General features: G+C 37.7%; 16 protein-coding genes. 7 read left to right on the top strand and 9 right to left on the bottom strand.

Annotation, left to right across the window (positions count from 1 at the left end; translation table 11 throughout):
- Positions 1–69 precede the first annotated feature (69 nt).
- From VB694_RS21275 to VB694_RS21265, 3 genes are all read right to left on the bottom strand, one after another.
- On the bottom strand, positions 70–531 hold the full coding sequence (locus VB694_RS21275; RefSeq protein WP_323362329.1) for a tetratricopeptide repeat protein: 462 nt from the start codon (positions 529–531) through the stop codon (positions 70–72).
- A gap of 4 nt (positions 532–535) precedes the next feature.
- Positions 536–1,477 (bottom strand): homogentisate phytyltransferase, encoded by a 942-nt coding sequence (locus tag VB694_RS21270; RefSeq protein ID WP_323362328.1) that lies wholly within the window; start codon positions 1,475–1,477, stop codon positions 536–538.
- A gap of 92 nt (positions 1,478–1,569) precedes the next feature.
- Positions 1,570–2,412 carry a methyltransferase domain-containing protein gene (locus VB694_RS21265; protein WP_323362327.1) on the bottom strand — a complete coding sequence of 281 codons (843 nt, stop codon included), beginning with the start codon at positions 2,410–2,412 and terminating at the stop codon, positions 1,570–1,572.
- Positions 2,413–2,526: 114 nt separating this feature from the next.
- On the opposite strand from VB694_RS21265, the gene VB694_RS21260 reads away from it, so the two are divergent.
- Positions 2,527–3,861, top strand: coding sequence for a TrkH family potassium uptake protein (locus VB694_RS21260; protein ID WP_323362326.1), 1,335 nt, complete (start codon positions 2,527–2,529; stop codon positions 3,859–3,861).
- Between the two features lie 136 nt (positions 3,862–3,997).
- Positions 3,998–4,693, top strand: a complete 696-nt coding sequence (locus VB694_RS21255; protein WP_323362325.1) for a TrkA family potassium uptake protein — start codon at positions 3,998–4,000, stop codon at positions 4,691–4,693.
- A gap of 152 nt (positions 4,694–4,845) precedes the next feature.
- On the opposite strand, the gene VB694_RS21250 is transcribed toward VB694_RS21255, so the two are convergent.
- The 3 genes from VB694_RS21250 to VB694_RS21240 all read right to left on the bottom strand — a co-directional run bounded on the left by VB694_RS21250 (position 4,846) and on the right by VB694_RS21240 (position 8,216).
- The gene (locus tag VB694_RS21250; protein ID WP_323362324.1) at positions 4,846–5,949 is read right to left on the bottom strand and encodes a tetratricopeptide repeat protein; all 1,104 of its coding nucleotides are present in this window, start codon (positions 5,947–5,949) and stop codon (positions 4,846–4,848) included.
- Between the two features lie 91 nt (positions 5,950–6,040).
- Positions 6,041–7,189, bottom strand: coding sequence for a tRNA preQ1(34) S-adenosylmethionine ribosyltransferase-isomerase QueA (gene queA / locus VB694_RS21245; RefSeq protein ID WP_323362323.1), 1,149 nt, complete (start codon positions 7,187–7,189; stop codon positions 6,041–6,043).
- A gap of 508 nt (positions 7,190–7,697) precedes the next feature.
- On the bottom strand, positions 7,698–8,216 hold the full coding sequence (locus VB694_RS21240; RefSeq protein WP_323362322.1) for a hypothetical protein: 519 nt from the start codon (positions 8,214–8,216) through the stop codon (positions 7,698–7,700).
- Between the two features lie 426 nt (positions 8,217–8,642).
- Between VB694_RS21240 and VB694_RS21235 the strand changes: the two genes are divergently transcribed.
- Entirely contained in the window at positions 8,643–9,032 is a 390-nt protein-coding gene (locus tag VB694_RS21235) for a hypothetical protein (protein WP_323362321.1), read from the top strand.
- 55 nt (positions 9,033–9,087) lie between these two features.
- Here VB694_RS21235 and VB694_RS21230 read toward each other — a convergent pair whose 3' ends face one another.
- A complete protein-coding gene (locus VB694_RS21230; RefSeq protein ID WP_323362320.1) occupies positions 9,088–9,582 on the bottom strand; it encodes a YraN family protein in 495 nt (164 codons plus the stop codon).
- A 98-nt stretch (positions 9,583–9,680) separates the two neighbouring features.
- On the opposite strand from VB694_RS21230, the gene VB694_RS21225 reads away from it, so the two are divergent.
- The 3 genes from VB694_RS21225 to VB694_RS21215 all read left to right on the top strand — a co-directional run bounded on the left by VB694_RS21225 (position 9,681) and on the right by VB694_RS21215 (position 12,308).
- Positions 9,681–10,184 (top strand): pentapeptide repeat-containing protein, encoded by a 504-nt coding sequence (locus tag VB694_RS21225; protein WP_323362319.1) that lies wholly within the window; start codon positions 9,681–9,683, stop codon positions 10,182–10,184.
- Positions 10,185–10,308: 124 nt separating this feature from the next.
- Positions 10,309–11,715 carry an adenylate/guanylate cyclase domain-containing protein gene (locus VB694_RS21220; protein WP_323362318.1) on the top strand — a complete coding sequence of 469 codons (1,407 nt, stop codon included), beginning with the start codon at positions 10,309–10,311 and terminating at the stop codon, positions 11,713–11,715.
- A 242-nt stretch (positions 11,716–11,957) separates the two neighbouring features.
- On the top strand, positions 11,958–12,308 hold the full coding sequence (locus VB694_RS21215; protein ID WP_323362317.1) for a hypothetical protein: 351 nt from the start codon (positions 11,958–11,960) through the stop codon (positions 12,306–12,308).
- Positions 12,309–12,524: 216 nt separating this feature from the next.
- Here the strand turns inward: VB694_RS21215 and VB694_RS21210 are convergent, their stop codons facing one another.
- The gene (locus tag VB694_RS21210) at positions 12,525–13,511 is read right to left on the bottom strand and encodes a cyanophycin synthetase (RefSeq protein ID WP_323362316.1); all 987 of its coding nucleotides are present in this window, start codon (positions 13,509–13,511) and stop codon (positions 12,525–12,527) included.
- A gap of 362 nt (positions 13,512–13,873) precedes the next feature.
- Here VB694_RS21210 and VB694_RS21205 point away from each other — a divergent pair, with 362 nt between their 5' ends.
- Positions 13,874–14,110 carry a hypothetical protein gene (locus VB694_RS21205; RefSeq protein WP_323362315.1) on the top strand — a complete coding sequence of 79 codons (237 nt, stop codon included), beginning with the start codon at positions 13,874–13,876 and terminating at the stop codon, positions 14,108–14,110.
- A 175-nt stretch (positions 14,111–14,285) separates the two neighbouring features.
- On the opposite strand, the gene VB694_RS21200 is transcribed toward VB694_RS21205, so the two are convergent.
- Complete coding sequence (locus VB694_RS21200; RefSeq protein WP_323362314.1) at positions 14,286–14,993, bottom strand: phosphorylase; 708 nt, start codon at positions 14,991–14,993, stop codon at positions 14,286–14,288.
- Between the last annotated feature and the right edge of the window lie 38 nt (positions 14,994–15,031).

Below are 15,031 nucleotides of genomic sequence, written 5' to 3'. Positions count from 1 at the left end.
GTCATTAGTCATTAGTCTTTGGGTTATTAACCTCCCCTGCTTCCCCAGTCCCCAGTCCCCAGTCCCCAGTCACCTGTTCCCTATATCTTTGAGAATCTTAGTTATTGTTTCTGCTTTTTGAGGTTGGCGTTGTTTTTGAAATAAATCTTTTGCTGTTTGTAGATTTTTTACTGCTTCTTGTTGATTGTTTTGTAGGAGTAAAATATTTGCTAATCTTACATAAGCATCTGCATTTTTGGAACTGCGAGTAATAACATAGTTAAATAGCTCTTTTGCTTCCTCTGTTTTACCTTGCTGGTTTAAAAGATCGCCTAATAATAACCGTACTACATCATTAGTAGAATTAATGGCAATTACTTGACGAAAAGCCGCTTCTGCACCTGCATATTCCTTAGCTTGAAATAGGGTAATTCCTTTTTGAAATAGATTTGAGGTGATCAATGTTTTGACAGCAAAATAAATGAGGAATCCGATCCCAGTTATTACTAACAAAATGGCGAAAATATTAGCTGTTGGTGAAGTTTCTAACATGAGTTTAAGCTAAAATACAAGCGATAGGAAAAATGATATATTCGATAAAAAACAGTTTCCAAATAAACTGATAAAATTGTGAAATTGCGCTTTGATCTTGTAAGTCTACTTTTCTACTTTCTCGCCACATTAAAATCAAAGGTATAATATGGGTAATAAACAAAAAGATAGGATTTACTTCAGCTATGCGTAAAACTCCGATAAAAATCATCCCCATGTAGCAAACAGTTAATACCCAAAGAGCAAGATTAAATACTGCTTGTTGTCCTAGTTGTAAAGTAAAAGTGGTAATATTATAAAGCTTATCTCCCTCCAGATCGGGGATATCTTTAAAAATAGCGATCGCAAATGTAAACACCAAAATAAACCCCGTCAAAACCCATACAGCAGCAGGTATACCTTGGCTTCTTTGCAACAACCAACTAAAATGTAAAAACAGCCCCAAATTTACAATAGTTCCCCGCACCGAAAAAATACACAAAGCCGCCCAAAAGGGAAATTGTTTCAAGCGAATGGGTGGTAAAGAATAAGCAGTACCAATAGTTAAACTTATCCCTACCATCCCTAACAAAAATGGTCCATTTAGCCAAGCTGTAACTAACGCTAAAACACCAGCAATAATAACAATTAATTTGCCTTGTTCCTGCGTAAATTCTCCAGAAGCTATTGGTAAATGAGGTTTATTGATTTTATCAATTTCCACATCTTCCAACTGATTTAAACCAACAATATAAATATTGCCAGATATGCAAGCTAACCAAGTTCCTAAAATTTGACTAAGATGAGTTATGGAGAAACTTGTGGAAGTTACCCCAAGGGTAAGCAAATATAAACCTAATACACTTAAAGTCGTGCCAATAATTGTATGTGGTCGGGAAAACTTCCAAAAAGCATAAAGCCAACTTCCTGGAAAAATAGGCGAATTGTGTTGAGAGAATTGATTCATGACTCGATTTTAGATTTTAGATTTTAGATTTTGGATTGAACCTACGGATAAATCCATAGGCTTTTGACAAATTATCAATTATCAATTATCAATTATTTCTGTCCACACAACAAACCAAAGCGAATTAAGCCCCGTTCATAACCGCGACGCATCAGCCCCAAAGAAAGCGCCCCTTGAATTGTACTCCAGCCCGAAAACAGTAACCCCAAAAATGCTTGGGGAGTGAAAGCCGAGTCAATGACAATATTCCAGAAAGGCGCGACAGCAGTTGACCAATCAGCGGTGCGAATATTGTTTAATGGTAATTGATGAGCGATCGCTTCATACTCCGGTAAGGAAATCACATAAGGTAAACAATAGACCCGATAGATATCCTGTAAATGCTTTTGTTCATCCGCTGTCAATGGTGACTTATCCGTAGGTCGATGACACCAAGTTACCATAATCAAAGTACCACCAGGCTTTAACACCCGGTAACACTCTTGCAGAAACTTAGTTTTATCTGGCATATGTTCACCACTTTCTAGCGACCACACCAAGTCAAAAGAATTATCAGCAAAAGGCATTTCTTGAGCATTTGCTACCAGAAACTGACTTCTGGTACTCAAATTAGCCTCCAAGGCTCTTTGCGTAGCTCTAGTGGCTTGTACAGGACTGAGTGTAATCCCCGTTGATTTAGCATTAAACTTTTGGGCTAAGTATAAAGAACTGCCACCAATCCCACAACCGACATCGAGGATATTCTCTGCATCCTTGACTTTTGACCATTTCAGCAATTCTTCAATTAAATCAATTTGTGCTTGACGACGGTCTTTTTGCTGCTTACCATCTGCACCATAATAGCCGTGGTGCATGTGTTCTCCCCAAATTTCTTCCCACAAACCAGAGGAAGCATCGTAAAATTCTTGAATTTGCTGATAAAGTGTTGTACTCATGAATCCACCAGATGAAGACAAAGCCAAATTAAAAAAAACATATTGCTAGGCTACCATCTGTGTATTTAATTAGATAAGGCGATTTTGCTTTTATAGGAAAATTCTGAATTACTTATGACTGTTGCTCGAACAATCTGCTTGGGATTTATGGCTGTTATCCTGGTAGGAACAATCCTGTTAATGATGCCTTTCTCAACTAGCAATGGTATGTGGAATGACCCAATTGTAGCATTTTTTACGTCAACTTCCGCAGTTTGTGTGACAGGGTTATCAGTAGTTGATCCTGGTACTTTTTTCTCCTTTTGGGGTCAATTATTTATCACATTATTAGCTCAAATTGGTGGTTTAGGTTATATGACAACTACCACTTTTTTGATTTTGTTAATTGGACGGAGATTTGATTTGCGGCAAAAAATAGCAATTCAACAAGCTTTAGACCGACCAGGAATGAGTGGTAGTACCCAAATTATTAGTTCAATTATTGCCACAACTTTGATTTTTGAAATCACGGGAATATTTTTATTATTGCCAGCTTTTGTTCCTGATTATGGTTGGTCTCAAGGACTTTGGTTAGCAATATTTCATAGTGTTAATGCTTGGAATAATGCAGGTTTTAGTCTTTTTAAAGATAATTTAATAGGCTATCAAACTTCTGGCTTAGTAGTTTTTACCATCACAGGCTTGATTATTTTTGGAGGCATTGGTTATCAGGTAATTTTAGATATATACCTTTGGTTGCGCGATAGATTTTTGAAAAAACCCAATGCCATAGTATTTTCTCTTGATTTTAAAGTGGCAACCAGTACAACTTTAATACTTTTAGTATTGGGAACAATTGCCTTTTTATGTATAGAAATCAGAAATCCTCAGACATTTGGTGATTTGAGTTTTACCAACCAATTACTATCAGCTTGGTTTCAATCAGTAACTCCTAGAACTGCTGGATTTAATACCATTGATATTGGGCAAATGACTGATGCTGGTTTATTTATCACCATTGCCTTAATGTTTATTGGTGCCAGTCCAGGTGGTACAGGGGGAGGTATAAAAACTACAACTTTAAGAGTCCTTACTAGTTGTACAAGAGCAATACTCCAAGGGAAAGAGGAAGTTTTATTGTATGATCGTAAGATAGCAATATCACTGATTTTAAAGGCTGTAGGTGTAGTTTTTGGTTCTTTGGCCACAGTGATTGGAGCGACAATTTTAATTAGTCTCACAGACCCTAAATTAGAGTTTATTCAAATTCTGTTTGAGGTAGTATCAGCTTTTGCTACAGTTGGTTTATCGACAGGTATTACTGGTACTGTTTCCACATCTGCAAAACTAATTTTAATTGTCACAATGTACATTGGTAGGGTCGGTGTTTTATTATTAATGTCAGCTATGTTAGGCGATCCTCGTCCTAGCAGAGTTCACTATCCTGAAGAAAATTTACTTGTTGGTTAACTAGGGACTAGGGACTGGGGACTGGGGACTGGGGACTGGGAAGATAGGGAGGTTCATAACCCAACGGCTAACGGCTAACGACTAACGACTAATAACTAATGACTAATAACTAATAACTAATAACTAATGACAAATTATGAATCTTTCATCATTAAAGTTTTTTCGTAGTTTACGCCATGATAACCATCAATTTGCTGTAATAGGCTTAGGTCGTTTTGGTCGTTCTGTTTGTTCCACACTGCATAATTTGGGTTATCAAGTTCTAGCTACAGATGTTGATGAAAAGCTAGTTTCTGAAGCATTAACTGATGAAATTGTGAGTCATGCAGTACAACTAGATTCCACTGAACCTGCTGCACTCAAAGAAGCCGGAATTTTTGAATTTGATACAGTAATTGTAGCGATTGGTAATTACATTCAAGAAAGTATTATTACCACTCTCAATGTCAAAGAAGCTGGTGTACCTCATGTAGTTGCTAAAGCTTCTAGTGAAGTTCACCGCAAGTTGTTAAAAAGAGTGGGAGCAGATCATGTAGTTTTTCCAGAATATGAAGCTGGTTGTGCTTTAGCAAGGACACTGACTAAACCATCAATTTTAGATCGATTTGACCTCGATCCAGATAACAGTATTGTTGAGGTAATTGTCCCGGATGAATTTCACGGTAAAACTGTTGCGGAAATTCAACTGCGGAATCGTTATGGTTTAAATTTGTTAGCAGTTAGTCAGGATGGCAAATTTAAGATTAATCCTGATCCCAGTAAGCGTTTAGAACGTGGTTCAGCAATGGTAGTTATTGGCTGTAATAAAGATATTAATCGTTTACCAATTTGAAGACTGGGGACTGGGGACTGGGGACTGGGGACTGGGAAGAAAAATTTTAGATTTTAGATTTTAGATTGGAGTTAACAAAATCCAAAATCCAAAATCCAAAATTGAATTACCAATTACCGCTGATAATTGATAATTGATAACTGAGCAACTTGTTATAGTTCCAGCTTAAAAGTGTCAGGTGCATCAGTAGGATTAACTGGTGCTGCTTGCTCAGGTGGTGGTAATATTACATCACCGTTAGTAGTGGGAGTTGTTGTTTGATTAACTTCAGGTTTTTTGGGTTCTAAAGACTGAGTAATTTTCTGTGTCATCTCATCAATTTTTGCAGATTTCTCAGTATTTCCTTGTTCACCGTACTCTTTACGAGCGCGTTTCAATGCTTGATTAGCTTCTTTGAGATTGCCTTGATTATATAAAGTCACTCCTAAGTTATAGTAAGCTAAAGCATTTTTAGGATTCTGGCGAATAGCTTGTTGGTAAACTGTAATAGCTTCTGATGTTTGACCTTGAATAACTAATAAAGTGCCTAAATTATTGTAGGCTACAGTATTTTGAGGATCAAGTTTTAAGACCTGACGATAGTTAGAAATTGCTTGTTCTGTTTGACCTTCTTGTTGAAGAGCGATCGCTAAATTCAAGAAAGCATTAACATTACTACTATCTAAATTAATGGCTTGTTGATAAGCAGCGATCGCTTCCGGGCGCTGTTCTTGCTCATACAGTAACAAACCTAAATTATAGTGAGCAGCCGCCATTGTCGGATTGACTACCAACGCTTGGCGATAAGCAGTAATTGCCGCTTCTTTTTGTCCCTGTTTTTGCAAAGCTAACCCCAAATTGTAATAAGCTTCGCCAAAATTGGGAATCAGTCTTACCGCTTCTCCATATTCTTGTACAGCTAAATCTAGGCGATTTTGCTCCATCAAAATATTACCTAAATAATTCCGTGCTAACCCAATATTAGGATCTCGCTGCAAAGCTTGACGAAAGGCTAATTCTGCACCTTGTAAGTCTTTGCGGTTATAGCGTGTAACTCCCATTTGGTACAACATAGCTGCATCCAAATCTTGAGAAACCACATTTTGCGCCAACAGCTTACTATCAGGTAAATCAATAAGTGTCGGTAAAGCCAACAATAAAAATGTTGAAGACGCAAATATAAGTCCTAATCTCTGTATAGAACTTTTGCCAAATACTACTTTTAATGCTTTAAATTGACTGTGTAAACACTGGTTAGATTGCCGTTTATTAGACATAAGAGCAGCCCTGTATTTATCGTTCATATCCTCACAACACCAGAGTACCCATAACTACATCAAAAATTCACAATTTAAATTTAATTTGTAATTAGTTCAATTTTCCGTTACTAACCCCCACTCCCTGCTCCCTGATAGTTGCTTCGGGTAAAATGAGCATGGCATCACCAAAGGAATAGAACCGATATTGAGATGCGATCGCTTGTTGGTAAATCTTTAATAAACGTTGTCTACCAATCAATGCGCTTACCAGCATCATCAAACTAGACCTGGGTAGGTGAAAATTAGTAATTAAACCCTCTACTACCTGCCATTGATAACCAGGATAAATAAATAAATTTACCTTACCCACATAAGGTTGTAAATCCCCAGATTGCGCCGCACCTTCCAAAGCCCGGACTACTGTAGTCCCAACGGCAATAATCCGCCCTCCATCGGCTTTGGTAGCACGAATTTGTTCTACTGTAGCTTCACTTACCTCAATCCATTCTGCGTGCATTTGGTGAATGGTGACATCTTCTACTTCCACCGGGCGAAAAGTACCAACACCGACGTGCAGTGTCAAAAAAGCTTGATTAATACCGCGATCGCACAATTTTTGTAAAAGTTCTGGTGTAAAGTGTAACCCGGCTGTTGGTGCGGCGATCGCTCCAGTTTGTTGAGCATATACAGTTTGATATTGTTCATCAGCCGCAGTTGAAGCATTAATATAAGGAGGTAAAGGTATTTCTCCAAACTTCTCCAACACCTGCACTAAAGACTTATGTTCTGGTATATCAAACTTTAACAACCTCCCTCCAGTTGCTTCATCCCTATCCACAACTGTAGCCATCAATTTATTACCAGGTGCTAATTTTTCATTATCAAAAATAATCTGAGTTCCTATCTTAAAGTGCTTTCCAGGCTTCACCAAAGCCAACCAACAATTATGCTGTCTTTCTTCCAACAGCAACACTTCCACTTCAGCACCTGTTGACTTGCGACCATACAACCTAGCTGGAATGACTTTTGTGTTATTCATCACCAATAAATCCCCAGGTTTGAGGATGTCACACAAATCCCGAAAAATGTGGTCTAGGGCTGGTGTTTCCTGACCTGTATGGGGAAAATTGACCACTAATAAACGTGAACTATCTCTAGGAACAGCCGGATTTTGGGCAATTAATTCTGGTGGAAGTTCATAATCATACCCAGATAATGAACGGTCTAAATCAATATTTTGTATCTCTAAGTTGGACATTTCCTTAAAAGGTTGGTTAGAAACCGCATATACAAAGCAAAAAAAACACCTATATGGGTTGGAAATCGTTAATTTTCCATGTTTCTTAAATACCATAAATAAGGGTTTAGCAATGCTAAACCCCTACCTGATTATTTATGCTTATTTTAAGATAATTCTTCCTTATCAAACTTATGATAACAAATCTAAAATCCGTTGTCAACCCCCCAATACTCTCTTTTCGCGCTTTTATCAGAATCAGGATATCCAGGACACCCTTTGGGAAGTCAAAAGTCAAAAGTCAAAAATTGGAATAAGTGTTTAAAGTGGGGAGTTGGTGATTTTCTTTGTCTGAATCAGGATTTAAGGATTTAAGGATTTACAGGATGGGTTTTTTGTAGGTGTCAGGATTTTAGTTGTAAGCTATGTCAGACTACATCAACATATCAACAGATGTTTACTATTTAACGCATCCTCATAAACAATCCTGTAAATCCTCTAATCCTGGACATCCTGATTCTGACAGTTATTAAACTACCGTTTCTACAGGGTTAACAACGAGGGTTTTTGCTGCTAGACGTTTTTTAACTTTTCTCATTGCACCCAAGGCTAGTAAAGAGCCGACTGTGGGGATAGTTGCGCCTCCGGGTATATCGAAGGGGACAGGGGTGGATTGGGTAGCAATTGCATAGGTCGATCCTGCTCCTTGGATACCATTTTGCACACTGCTTGTGGTAGTATCAAACCATGCCGAAAATGGCAATACCGAAACGTCATAGAAGAAAAAAGGTCCCCCAGCGCCACTAATATTAGGAGAACCCAACGCACTACCGACCGTTCCAGCAAATGACGAAGCTAAACTAGAATTTCCCCACCACACCTGAGATGTTAACAGAGGACTTAAACTCAGCGAACTCCCTGTGACTGTTGTCACATCATAGTTAGTTCCACCGATATTAAACACCAAAGCTTGTGCTGGAGAAATACTAGCCAGGATACCAGCAGCAGCACTACCAACAACTAAGGGCAGAATCTGAGATATTTTCATTGTCTAAGTCCTAATTTTTGTATTCTAAATTCAACCATGTATCAGTGTATCCCCAAGATTATATTTGTGCTTTTTTTTTACAAAAGCTTTACATATCTGATTTATTTATACAAAAAAACAAAACCGCCTACTGTATGGTAAGCGGTTGATGATTGGACTTATGCAAGATGGGACTAAAACCATGATTCTTGGGTAGGGGTAATTCATGAATTACCCCTACTTTCGTTATGTTCTGCGTAAGTCCTGGATGAGTTATGGAGTGAGTTCTAATATAATCCTACTGTTGCCAATCCCCAATCCCCAATCCCCAATCCCCAAAATTGGGTAAATCTCCCCATATAAAGACGGGTGCTTTTACCCTACCGGGAACTGTACTTTATTCACGAAAATATAGAAGTAGGATTGGATTTGCTCCCAAACACCATCATGGAATATTTATATTATCTGGCAAATGCCAGCCTGACACTGAGAATTGTTCAACACTTGCACAACAGACCCCAAACTCCTGTTTCCTTCATCACCGTAATTCATCAAATTGATGGTTGGGTAGTGAGAATTAAGCTTAGAGAGCCGATTTCCGCCCAAGAAGATGGTGATTTGCGTGCTTTCTTCAATGAATTAGGAATTAGTTACGAGCCACCTATGAGAGTACAAATGGCACTTTGGAGCTTGGAGGCTGGACAATATCCCGTGGATGTGATGCGCCGCTACCAAGTAGCTATTGTATCTCATGGTAGTTCTGAAAAAGAAGAAATCGAAGCATTCCGGCAACAATTTGTTCGAGGTTTGGGCTATTGTCCAGAAACTTTAGCTTGAAAACAAGGGACTGGGAACTGGGAAACGCTATAACTCAATTACCAATTATCAATTATCAATTATCAAAAGCTGCTGGAATGTATTCAAGCAGCTTCAAATTATAACCAGCTATTGATAAACTAGGTGGTGATTTTGGGGTAAATATCGACCTCTCAAACTGTTTTGACAAACGTTGAGAGAAGACAATAGCCACATCAAAGCGACAAGGATAATCGGCTTTTTCAGGATACTGTGCTAAAAAAAATTCAGCCGTGCTATAGAGTTTAGCTTGTTTTTGTGGGGTGATGGCATATCTTCCCCCTGCATCCCAACTACCAGCACTGCGGGTTTTTACCTCTACAAATGCCAGTATTGAGTTTTGATAATTGGCGGTTTTTTCGGTTGCTGCGTCTTTTTTGTCGTGATACTGGGCAATAATATCAATTTCTCCCCAGCGACAAGAAAAGCGACGGTGCAGAATTTCCCAACCCGTATATTCTAACCATTGGGATACTAGGTCTTCTCCTAAGTTCCCAATATCAGCATAATTAGATGCAGGAGGTTTAGGCATGATTAACAGAATGCAGAATTTAGAATTTAGAATTTAGAATTACGTTTTGCAACGGGGATTTTACCCCCAAAGGTAAGTTAAAATACTCAAAAAATATCATGAATATTAAATGTCGATTTTTCTCGCTCATACTCAGTTTACTACTTTGGGCTATCATCCCCATGACAGCATTAGTCGGTCTAGCATCAACGGCTTTGGCGCTAGAATACAACAAAGAAATTTTGATTGAAGCTGATTTTTCTGGACGTGATTTAACAGACTCCAGTTTTACTAAGGCTAATCTGCGTCAGAGTAATTTCAGTGGTGCTAACTTGCGTGGTGTGAGCTTTTTTGCTGCTAACCTAGAGTCAGCAAACTTGACAGGGGCTGATCTTACTAATGCTACCTTGGATTCTGCGCGTCTGATTAAAGCAAATTTAACGAATGCAGTTTTAGAAGGTGCGTTTGCTGCTAGTGCTAGATTTGATGGTGCTATAATTGACGGCGCAGATTTTACTGATGCGCTGCTGCGTCGGGATGAGCAAGTTAAACTGTGCAAGTTGGCCAAAGGTACTAATCCTGTTACTGGTAGGGATACACGGGATACTTTGTATTGCCCGTAGTTGGTAATATTTTAGGAACATTTTGACTACGAGAGAGACGTTCTGGCGAAACGTCTCTACTGAACATTAGAGCTAAGATTATACTTACAAAGAATGGTATAATTTTTATGGAGCATGAAGCTGGATGTTAAACCATTTCCAAATATGGATACAGCTGTTTCAAGCCAAGTTATCTAGGTATATTGTCACTTGGGTATTTAGCAGCATTGTCGTTGTCGAAATAGCAATTTTAATACCGTCTTACTTTCGACGGGAAGATGAACTGTTATCAAAGCTGGAAAATGTTTCTAATGAAGTTTTTTCTTCGCTCGTTTACAAAATTGAGCAAGGAGAAGATCCTGGAGTAATGTTGAGCATGATTACTAAAAAACTCAAACCTGAGTCTGTGATTCTGGGAGGAGTGCTTTACCAAGCTAATGGAAAATTGGTGGAAAAATTTGGTGAGCAACCAGATATTTCCTATACTAATTTGGGGAAAGCTGATATTTTTCGGTTTAGAAGTCAGGATAGAAACCGCTACGATGTTGCTTGGTTTATTCCCAAACAGCAGAGAACGTATATTCTGATTGTACGTCATGACTCTTCTTCTGTACCAGGGGAATTATATGCTTTTTCAGTTAGGATTGCTGGACTAGTTTTAGTCATATCAGTTTTTGTGACTCTGACTACGATGTTAACTTTGGGAATAACAGTAATTAGGCCGATTTTATTGTTGCGAGATGATTTGGTAGCTGCGGGTGAAGCTATTAGTGAGGATCGGGATGATCCACCTTTTTCTACTTTATCTATCAAACGTGAGGATGAGATGGGTGAGGTGATTGAGGCTTTTAAACAAATGTTTCAAAGGGTGCGAAAAGAGATTAGCGATCGCCAAAAAATCGAAGCTTGTTTAAGAGATGAACAAGAAAAGTCTGAACGCTTGCTGCTGAATATTTTACCCGCAGAGATAGCCCAACAATTGAAACAGGAACAAAGTCCGATTGCTAACCGATTTGATGAAGTCACAATTTTGTTTGCTGATCTTGTTAATTTTACTAGTTTAGCTGCTCAAATATCCCCCATAGAATTAGTTAATTCACTTAATCAGATTTTTTCTAGTTTTGATAGGTTAGCAGAATTTTATGGTTTAGAAAAAATCAAGACTATTGGTGATGCTTATATGGTAGTGGGAGGTTTACCTACTCCGCGATCAGATCATGCGATCGCAGTTGCACAAATGGCGCTGGATATGCAAAAAAATATTTCTCAATTTAAAACAGCAACAGGCCAATCTTTTCAACTCAGAATTGGTATTAATACTGGTTCTGTAGTTGCTGGGGTAATTGGTTTGAAAAAATTTAGTTATGATTTGTGGGGTGATGCGGTTAATCTAGCTAGTCGGATGGAATCTCACGGGATTGTCGGTAAAATTCAAGTTTCCGAAACAACTTATTTGCACATCAAAAATGATTATGAATTAGAAAAACGGGGCGAAATTCAAGTTAAGGGTAGAGGTACGGTGACAACTTATTTTTTAATTCGTAATTTGTAGAAGGTTGACCAAATTAGCACTCTCAGTCAACAAGTGCTAAATCTTGAAGAAATTTTGCATAATTTAAAAAACCTGTGATTGAGGTAGTAATTCTCAATTTTTGCAGTTATATTGGAATATATAGAAATACTGTATTGCTGCCATTTGATTTCTGTTAGCCATAGCCAGGGCTGGCGCTTAAAAACTCGTCAAGCCTTGTTCTTCCTGCATTTTTCTACTAACAACTGATTTGGAGGACTGGAATGAAATATACTTTTGATATTGTAGGAGTATCTCCAGTTTTGTATTTTTTCAATCACCAACAGCACAGTTTAGAACAATCACAACCGCAACAAATTGAATATTTGGGAACTGATACTTGTACACTAGATGCGTTTCTGGAATCTGTGGAAGCATTTCCAGCAAATGGAGGTTGGAATTTAGATCAAGTGATAGAGACTGTAGTTGAGTTTTGGTTGAATAATGCAGAGGGTATTCAATATTGGAAAACCAGGTTAAAAGATGCCGGAAGAGATAATTTATTAGTAGCTAGAGTGGCAGATATCAAAGCTTTACAGGCGGAATTTGAATCTCTGTTAGGTAAAAATTGGTAAATTAAATGTCAGGAGTCATAATTCCTAAAACACCAATTCATTAATCGTAAGGGTGTATCCCTGACGGGACTGGAAGCATCAGCATTCGGACAGAATATCAATGGTTTCAGCGATAGGTTATCACCCAAATGCTTCACCCCTACAAGGGAAAAACAGATTATCTAGCCTTACTGAATCGACGCTCTAAGCACTGACTCCTGACTTCTTAGCTACAATTTATGCTTGTTCTAAGGTTTGCAAAATTTTGCGATATAAATTTTCTACTTTCTGAGTTTGGATGTCACCAAGGGAAGCATAATGAACTAAACCAGGAGAAGCATTAATTTCCAGGAGAGTATAATCTACCAGTGGTTGAGTAATATCAGTGGTAAGGATATCTATACCAGCTAATCTCAAACCCATATCTTTAGTAATATTAATTGCTAGTTTCTGGAAATCAGGATGAATAGTAGCAGTAAAATCTACTGAATCTCCTCCAGCAGAAAGATTCGCATTATCTAAAAGATAAACTAAAGTGTCTTGAGCAACTACACTTTCCCAAGTCAGATTTTGTTGGTGTAATTTTTGGGTGATGCGAAAATCGTCTAAGTCAATTAATATTTTTCCCCGCGTTTTTATTAATTGTTCTCGTTTGATTTGGAGTAGTTGTAAAATCGTAGAATTACCATTACCAGTTACAGATAATGGAATTCTTTGATAAGCAGCAATTATTTCATGATCTAAAGCTAAAATTCTAAAATCATTACCGCTATAAAATCTTTCTACTATTAATCCAGAATGAATATTAAGAATTTTTTCTGCTACTTGATAGTATGCAGATTTATCAAATACTTTAGTAACCAAGATGCCTAAACTTAGATTTAATGGTTTCACAATCACAGGTAATCCTAATTCCTGGGCATAATTCCAACCATCATGGATATTTCTAGGGTTGGCTATTTTTGCACAAATTTTTTCACTAAAAAATGTTTTACCTTCCGTAGCTTTATAACCCAGTTGCTGCAAAAAATAATTAGCAAAGCCTTTATCCTTAGCTAAATATGCAGATCCAAAACCATTAATATCGAGTTTATTATTATCAAAAACTGTTATTTTTCCGGTTTTAAAAGTAATGTGACCAATTGATTCATATTCAGGTTCTATTAAAATAGTAGCACCCATTTCTGTGGCTAGGTTTGTTAAAATTGATGTAATTAATTTCATATAGTATTCTGGGGAGAGTTAAGGGATAATACGCAACATATTTTCTCACATATTATTGAGGATTGCTATATGTGTTGACTAGTTATTATTTAAGTACAATGTAACTATTTTACAACGGGAATTGTTGTTTTATTTACAAAGCATTCAGCACTGTTTTGGTGAACTTGGTTTGTGTATCGTGACTATTCTATAAAATCTATTAGTCTAAGTTTTATTGCCTAGTAAAAACAAAGTTGTTGCACTAAGTATTGACAATCCAAGAATTATGTAATAACAAGGTGGCATCATCAATAAAAGGCGTTAGTGCTATCCCCCCTAAGAGAAGCACCAACGCCAATCAAATTCATACGGTTAATATAATCATGCCACAAAACACAGATTACAAAGATACCAAATCAGAAAATCAGGCAATTTCTTATAAAAATCGCCTGAATGGTTGGGCTATAGCTCGTGTGGTTGCAGATCAGCAGCGTGTGATTGTTGCTAGATTCCGTAAGCGTTCAGATGCAGATGGTTATATTCAGCACTTGCGTCAAATCGTACCTGATAGTTCTTTCGAGATGTTCTTTGATTCTCAACGGAAAGAAGCAGCTATTTAAGTTTTCAGTGATGTGATCATCAGAATCCCTAACTTCCTTGAGAAGTTGGGGATCTATAGGGATAATATTTGATTTATGAAACGATAGGTAGGGTGCGTCAGACTGCATAAATTCTATCAATAAACAGATTTGTTATATCTGACGCACCCTACAAATACTTAGATTTTTTCAAAATTCAAATATGAGTCCTATAGCTCGTAGTTTTTAAGCAATAAGCTACCCTTTCTAAAACTTTGAGTCCCTGTAAAGAACCGCGAATCAAGCGAGTAGCAGCGAGGGGTTGACTGATTAATTTCCAGACTAGGGGTAAAGGTTGGAGTGAACCATCGGCAGTGATGACTGATGTCAGGTCAGGTATATCATGGAGAGAATCATCACTGACGACTCGTAACATGACGACTGATACCCCTTGTTGCTGGAAAAATTCTAGGGTAGCGAATCCTTCCATATCGACAACATCAGCACTAAATTGTTGATGTAAATTACGTTTTTCTGCGGCTAGAGAAATTACGCGATCGCTCGTTAATCCCTTGACAAAAGATACCTTATCCCCAAGCTGTTGATGTATACTTTCTGTCAGGTTGCGATCGCACTCAAGTAAATTTCCTTGATAAACACAATCTTCATAGATGACAATATCACCAACGTTATAATGCTGATTTAAACTGCCACATAAACCCATTAGTAACACTCGTTGATTTGGTTGATTTAAATGTTGGCAATTTTTTTCTAAGAATTGGTACAGTGGTTTCATACCCAGAGGAACAGCTATCACCTGTAACTGAAAACCAGTAACACGACTTAAACCGCGACAGACGGCTTGGTATTCTGCTCCTTGGGGTACTAAAATTGTGTTAATCATATCCGTTTTAACACTTATCATATCTGTCATTTCTGGTAATTGCTGATTGGTAATTGGAC

Origin of the sequence: Anabaena sp. UHCC 0451, from assembly GCF_034931405.1 — a bacterium.
Taxonomy (GTDB): domain Bacteria; phylum Cyanobacteriota; class Cyanobacteriia; order Cyanobacteriales; family Nostocaceae; genus RDYJ01.
The sequence above is the reverse complement of the archived record's forward strand: the minus strand, read 5'-3'. Positions and strand labels throughout refer to the sequence as shown.

Excerpts from the sequence above, each read along its gene's own strand:
- VB694_RS21220 (WP_323362318.1), top strand. The coding sequence starts at position 10,309 with ATGTTAAACCATTTCCAAATATGGATACAGCTGTTTCAAGCCAAGTTA.
- VB694_RS21240 (WP_323362322.1), bottom strand. The coding sequence starts at position 8,216 with ATGAAAATATCTCAGATTCTGCCCTTAGTTGTTGGTAGTGCTGCTGCT.
- VB694_RS21250 (WP_323362324.1), bottom strand. The coding sequence starts at position 5,949 with ATGTCTAATAAACGGCAATCTAACCAGTGTTTACACAGTCAATTTAAA.
- VB694_RS21210 (WP_323362316.1), bottom strand. The coding sequence starts at position 13,511 with ATGAAATTAATTACATCAATTTTAACAAACCTAGCCACAGAAATGGGT.
- VB694_RS21205 (WP_323362315.1), top strand. The coding sequence starts at position 13,874 with ATGCCACAAAACACAGATTACAAAGATACCAAATCAGAAAATCAGGCA.
- VB694_RS21270 (WP_323362328.1), bottom strand. The coding sequence starts at position 1,477 with ATGAATCAATTCTCTCAACACAATTCGCCTATTTTTCCAGGAAGTTGG.
- VB694_RS21225 (WP_323362319.1), top strand. The coding sequence starts at position 9,681 with ATGAATATTAAATGTCGATTTTTCTCGCTCATACTCAGTTTACTACTT.
- queA (WP_323362323.1), bottom strand. The coding sequence starts at position 7,189 with ATGTCCAACTTAGAGATACAAAATATTGATTTAGACCGTTCATTATCT.
- VB694_RS21230 (WP_323362320.1), bottom strand. The coding sequence starts at position 9,582 with ATGCCTAAACCTCCTGCATCTAATTATGCTGATATTGGGAACTTAGGA.
- VB694_RS21235 (WP_323362321.1), top strand. The coding sequence starts at position 8,643 with ATGGAATATTTATATTATCTGGCAAATGCCAGCCTGACACTGAGAATT.
- VB694_RS21260 (WP_323362326.1), top strand. The coding sequence starts at position 2,527 with ATGACTGTTGCTCGAACAATCTGCTTGGGATTTATGGCTGTTATCCTG.
- VB694_RS21255 (WP_323362325.1), top strand. The coding sequence starts at position 3,998 with ATGAATCTTTCATCATTAAAGTTTTTTCGTAGTTTACGCCATGATAAC.
- VB694_RS21200 (WP_323362314.1), bottom strand. The coding sequence starts at position 14,993 with ATGATAAGTGTTAAAACGGATATGATTAACACAATTTTAGTACCCCAA.
- VB694_RS21215 (WP_323362317.1), top strand. The coding sequence starts at position 11,958 with ATGAAATATACTTTTGATATTGTAGGAGTATCTCCAGTTTTGTATTTT.
- VB694_RS21275 (WP_323362329.1), bottom strand. The coding sequence starts at position 531 with ATGTTAGAAACTTCACCAACAGCTAATATTTTCGCCATTTTGTTAGTA.
- VB694_RS21265 (WP_323362327.1), bottom strand. The coding sequence starts at position 2,412 with ATGAGTACAACACTTTATCAGCAAATTCAAGAATTTTACGATGCTTCC.